4 protein-coding genes and 1 pseudogene are annotated in these 4,134 nt (G+C 48.5%); 1 reads left to right on the forward strand and 4 read right to left on the reverse strand.

Annotated elements, in window-relative coordinates:
• Together ACTHS3_RS00440 and ACTHS3_RS00445 are read right to left on the reverse strand one after the other, a co-directional pair.
• Positions 1-104: pseudogene (locus ACTHS3_RS00440) on the reverse strand (ParB/RepB/Spo0J family partition protein); the annotation flags it as partial.
• 101 nt (positions 105-205) lie between these two features.
• Positions 206-1,990 carry a bifunctional chorismate-binding protein/class IV aminotransferase gene (locus tag ACTHS3_RS00445; protein ID WP_004519009.1) on the reverse strand — a complete coding sequence of 595 codons (1,785 nt, stop codon included), beginning with the start codon at positions 1,988-1,990 and terminating at the stop codon, positions 206-208.
• Between the two features lie 166 nt (positions 1,991-2,156).
• Here ACTHS3_RS00445 and ppk2 point away from each other — a divergent pair, with 166 nt between their 5' ends.
• Positions 2,157-3,086 carry a polyphosphate kinase 2 gene (gene ppk2 / locus ACTHS3_RS00450; RefSeq protein WP_004519010.1) on the forward strand — a complete coding sequence of 310 codons (930 nt, stop codon included), beginning with the start codon at positions 2,157-2,159 and terminating at the stop codon, positions 3,084-3,086.
• 53 nt (positions 3,087-3,139) lie between these two features.
• Here ppk2 and ACTHS3_RS00455 read toward each other — a convergent pair whose 3' ends face one another.
• Together ACTHS3_RS00455 and ACTHS3_RS00460 are read right to left on the reverse strand one after the other, a co-directional pair.
• Positions 3,140-3,574, reverse strand: a complete 435-nt coding sequence (locus ACTHS3_RS00455; protein ID WP_004519011.1) for a pyridoxamine 5'-phosphate oxidase family protein — start codon at positions 3,572-3,574, stop codon at positions 3,140-3,142.
• A gap of 53 nt (positions 3,575-3,627) precedes the next feature.
• Positions 3,628-4,134, reverse strand: a 507-nt coding sequence (locus ACTHS3_RS00460; RefSeq protein WP_440366812.1) for a UbiX family flavin prenyltransferase, incomplete at its 5' end; no start/stop codon positions are given.

A 4,134-nucleotide genomic window follows, 5' to 3' on the forward strand; every position in this document is an offset into this window, starting at 1 on the left:
TCGGCGATGGCAACCGTTGTCAGGCGGTCGCTACTGCTGCTGTCCACTGCATTGGAAATCAGCGAATCCAAACCGCGTCCCAATCCACCTTTTGCTTTTGCCATATTGTTTTCCCTTTCAGACGACCTCATTGTTGAAATGACGTATTCTATCGGATATTGCCGCTTTACGACAATTTGAATCACGATGATTTGACTATTGCCATTTATTTACGGAGCGAAACCGCAAACACGCCCCTTAAAGCGTTACTCAAACGGATTTCTTCCGCATTTTCCAATATAGCGCGCGTGATGTGGGCTTCCTTGATTGTATCTGCACCTAAATATAGCTGAGACTGCTTCAATACCGCTTGGCGCATTACCCCGTTCAAAATATCCAAATCCAAAGACGGCGTGAGCCATTGTCCTTGATATTTGACGAACACATTGCTTCTTCCACCCTCTAACAAAAGGCCGTCTGAATTGAAAAACAGACTGTCAAATGCACCCTGCCCTTCTGCCGTTTTCCATGCTTGGTCAAAAATTTCACGGCGTGTGGTTTTGAAACGGCGTAGATAATCGCGTTGGTTTAATGTGTGTTCACTCAGGATGACGTATTGCTGCCCATCCAATTCAGAAACAGCCCCATGGCTCAATGAAAGGCCGTCTGAAAACAAAGCTGCTTTGACTCTAAATAACCCACTTGGCAACTCATCTATATAATGTTGAATTTGCTCTATTGCATTTTGAGGCCAAGACAGGTTGAGCGCTTGTGCCGATCTGTTCAGACGGCCTAAGTGCAAATCGAGCAAACGGCATTGTTTGTATTCCACGCGCATGGTTTCAAAAATACCGAAATCAGGCCGCAAGTCATTCAGAAAACGCGCCTTCCAACCGCACTCGCGATATTCGGCTTCAGGGTCGCTATCAATCACAATCCCCGAACCCACGCCATAAACACCTTGATAAAGGCCGTCTGAAACGGGCTTCAGGGATAAGGTGCGGATCACAACATTAAACACACCTTCAAACCCCAAACCTGTATCGCACGGATGCAAAAAGCCAATGCTGCCTGTGTACAAACCACGCGGTTCGGACTCAAGAGACTCAATAATGTGCATACTCATGCGTTTGGGCGCACCAGTAATACTGCCGCACGGGAAGGCTGCGCGGAGAATATCGGCAACCGAAACATCAGGCAGCGCCTGCGCTTCGATGGCACTGGTCATCTGCCAAACACTGCCGAAACGGGAAACTTTAAACGGTTCAGGCACGCGTACTTTGCCTGTTTGCGCGATTTTGCCGAGGTCATTGCGCAACAAATCGACAATCATCACATTTTCGGCGCGGTTTTTCGGGTCGTTTTGCAATTCAACGGCGCGGCGTTCATCTTGCCCATCGTGAAGAATCGGCGCAGTGCCCTTCATCGGCTCGGTTGTAATCAGGCCGTTTGAATCGATTTTGAGGAAAAGTTCGGGAGAAAAACACAAAGTCCACGCTTCCTGCCCTGCCCCGTCGGGCAGACAAGACAAAACAGCATACGGCACAGGCTGGCGCAAACGGCGGTAAAGCTGAATCGGATTGCCGTAAGTTTGCAGGTGCAGGCGTGCGGTGTAATTGATTTGATAGGTATCGCCACGGCGGATGGCCTCGTGGATTTGGCGGATATGCTCGAGATAATCGGCTTCGGATATGGAGAATCGGGGAGTGGAGATGCCTGCCGCCAGGCCGTCTAAATGATTGGCCAGCCAGCTTTCGGCATCGATTTCGGAACAATCGGCAAACCAGTGCAAACGCAAATTGCCACTGTGCGCGGATGAAATATCCATCAGTGGCAATCCGAATTCGTAGTCTGCAAACAACACTGCATGCAAACCCTTTTTCCAGCCGGCTTGCAAAATACTTGTTAACGAATCCAGTTCGTTATGATAAAACCGATGGCTTTCTACATGATTTTGATAGAGTTTTGCTCGGCCGCTCACGGCATCGTCAAACAGGGCGAAATAAGGCATGATTGCTGTACAAATAGGCTGATTATACGCTGCTTTTACATAAGTTAGCAGACAAATTCAAAAAAAGCACTCGAATGTAATTTTATGTAGTCGAACGAAGTATAAAAGGGTAGAATCAAACCATACCACACCATATCATTTAAAACTTAATCGATAAGGAGACTTTATGGCAGACCACCAATTAGAACCGTTCGAGAATGTTGAACTGGGCGAGAAACAAGACCAGCTGCAAGTATTCGAAAAGGCTGTTTTGGAACACGAAGGACGCGGCACTGACGAAGATTCCAGCAGCGCACCGCTTCCTGCCAACTACCCATACAAACAACGTATGCGCCGCTCTGTTTACGAAAAAGAAAAACAGAAGCTGCAAATCGAATTGTTGAAAGTACAAAGCTGGGTTAAAGATTCCGGTCAGCGTATTGTCAGCCTGTTTGAAGGCCGCGACGCAGCCGGTAAAGGCGGTACCATCAAACGCTTCATGGAACACCTGAATCCGCGTGGCGCGCGCGTGGTTGCTTTGGAAAAACCAACCACTACCGAACGCGGCCAATGGTATTTCCAACGCTACATCCAAAACCTGCCGACCGCAGGCGAAATGGTATTCTTCGACCGCTCATGGTACAACCGTGCAGGCGTAGAACGCGTAATGGGCTTCTGCGAACCTAACGAATACCTGCTCTTCATGCGTCAAACTCCTGAATTGGAACGTATGCTTGTTGCCAGCGGTATCCATCTGTTCAAATTCTGGTTCTCCGTATCCCGTGAAGAACAACTCCGCCGCTTCATCTCCCGTCGTGACGACCCACTGAAACACTGGAAACTGTCCCCTGTGGATATCCAGTCGCTCGACCGCTGGGACGACTACACCGAAGCCAAAAACGCCATGTTCTTCCACACCCATACCGGCGACGCGCCTTGGGTCATCATCCGCTCCGACGACAAAAAACGTGCACGTTTGAACTGTATCCGCTACTTCCTGCACCAGCTGGACTATCCGGGCAAAGACGTGAAAGCCATCGGCAAAGTGGACGAGAAAATCGTTTTGGTTCCTGATACACGTTACAAAGACAAAACTGTCGAGCTCGGACACGATTAATTTGTAACCTTACCAAAGGCCGTCTGAAATTTCATCTTTCAGACGGCCTTTTCTTAATCCTCGCGATTCCAGTACGTTTTTTGTGCGAATACCAATTTATTGTCAGTGAATTTTACATTATCCAAATTCAACGCCCAGACATCACTTTTCATCACTCGAGCAGCAGGATGCGCTTTGTAAAATAAAGACTGCGCCGCTTTCAAATCCGCTTCATTCTCAATCAAAGCGGCAGTCGCCGCAAACTGAATGCCGCTGATTTTTGTGATACTGTCAGGCTGACCGGCAATGGTACCGGCTACTTTGGCAGAACGGCTCATCATTCCGCCATGTTTCGTTTTCAAAGAAGTCAACACAATCAATCGGGCATTCGCCTCATCAAACACATAAAAACAACAAGCCGCCCAAACTTCGCCGTCTGCCGCAGCGGCAATACTGACGACATGATGATTGCTCAAAAATTTAACGATATTGGTAGGAATCGCTTGCATGATTTTATCCTCTTTCTCAGTGTATTCAATTTATTTTCAGGCCGTCTGAAACATCAGCCCTGCCAGCGCGGCGCATCGGTTTGAAAAATACCGAACAAGTCCAAAGCATGAGAGACACTGTGTGTAATCATATCTTCGATGGATTCTGGCTTCTGATACAGAGCCGGAACGGGAGGAAACACAATGCCGCCCATCTCTGTTACACGGCGCATATTGTCGATGTGTGCCAAGTTTAACGGCGCTTCACGCACCATCAACACCAGCCTGCGCCGCTCTTTCAATGTTACATCCGCCGCACGGCTGAGCAAATTATCGGCAAACCCGTGAGCAACCGAAGCCAAGGTTTTCATTGAACACGGCGCAATCAACATTCCATCCGTCAAAAACGATCCGCTAGCAATACTTGCCCCGACATTACGGACGGAATGCACGACATCCGCCAAAGCATAAACGTCTTCTTTAGTGTAATCCGTTTCCAAAGCACGGGTCATCTCCGCCCCTTGCGAAACCACCAAATGCGTTTCTACCTGATGCTCACGCAAAAGCTGCAAAGCCTTCAC

It is taken from the genome of Neisseria sp. P0009.S007, assembly GCF_051962515.1.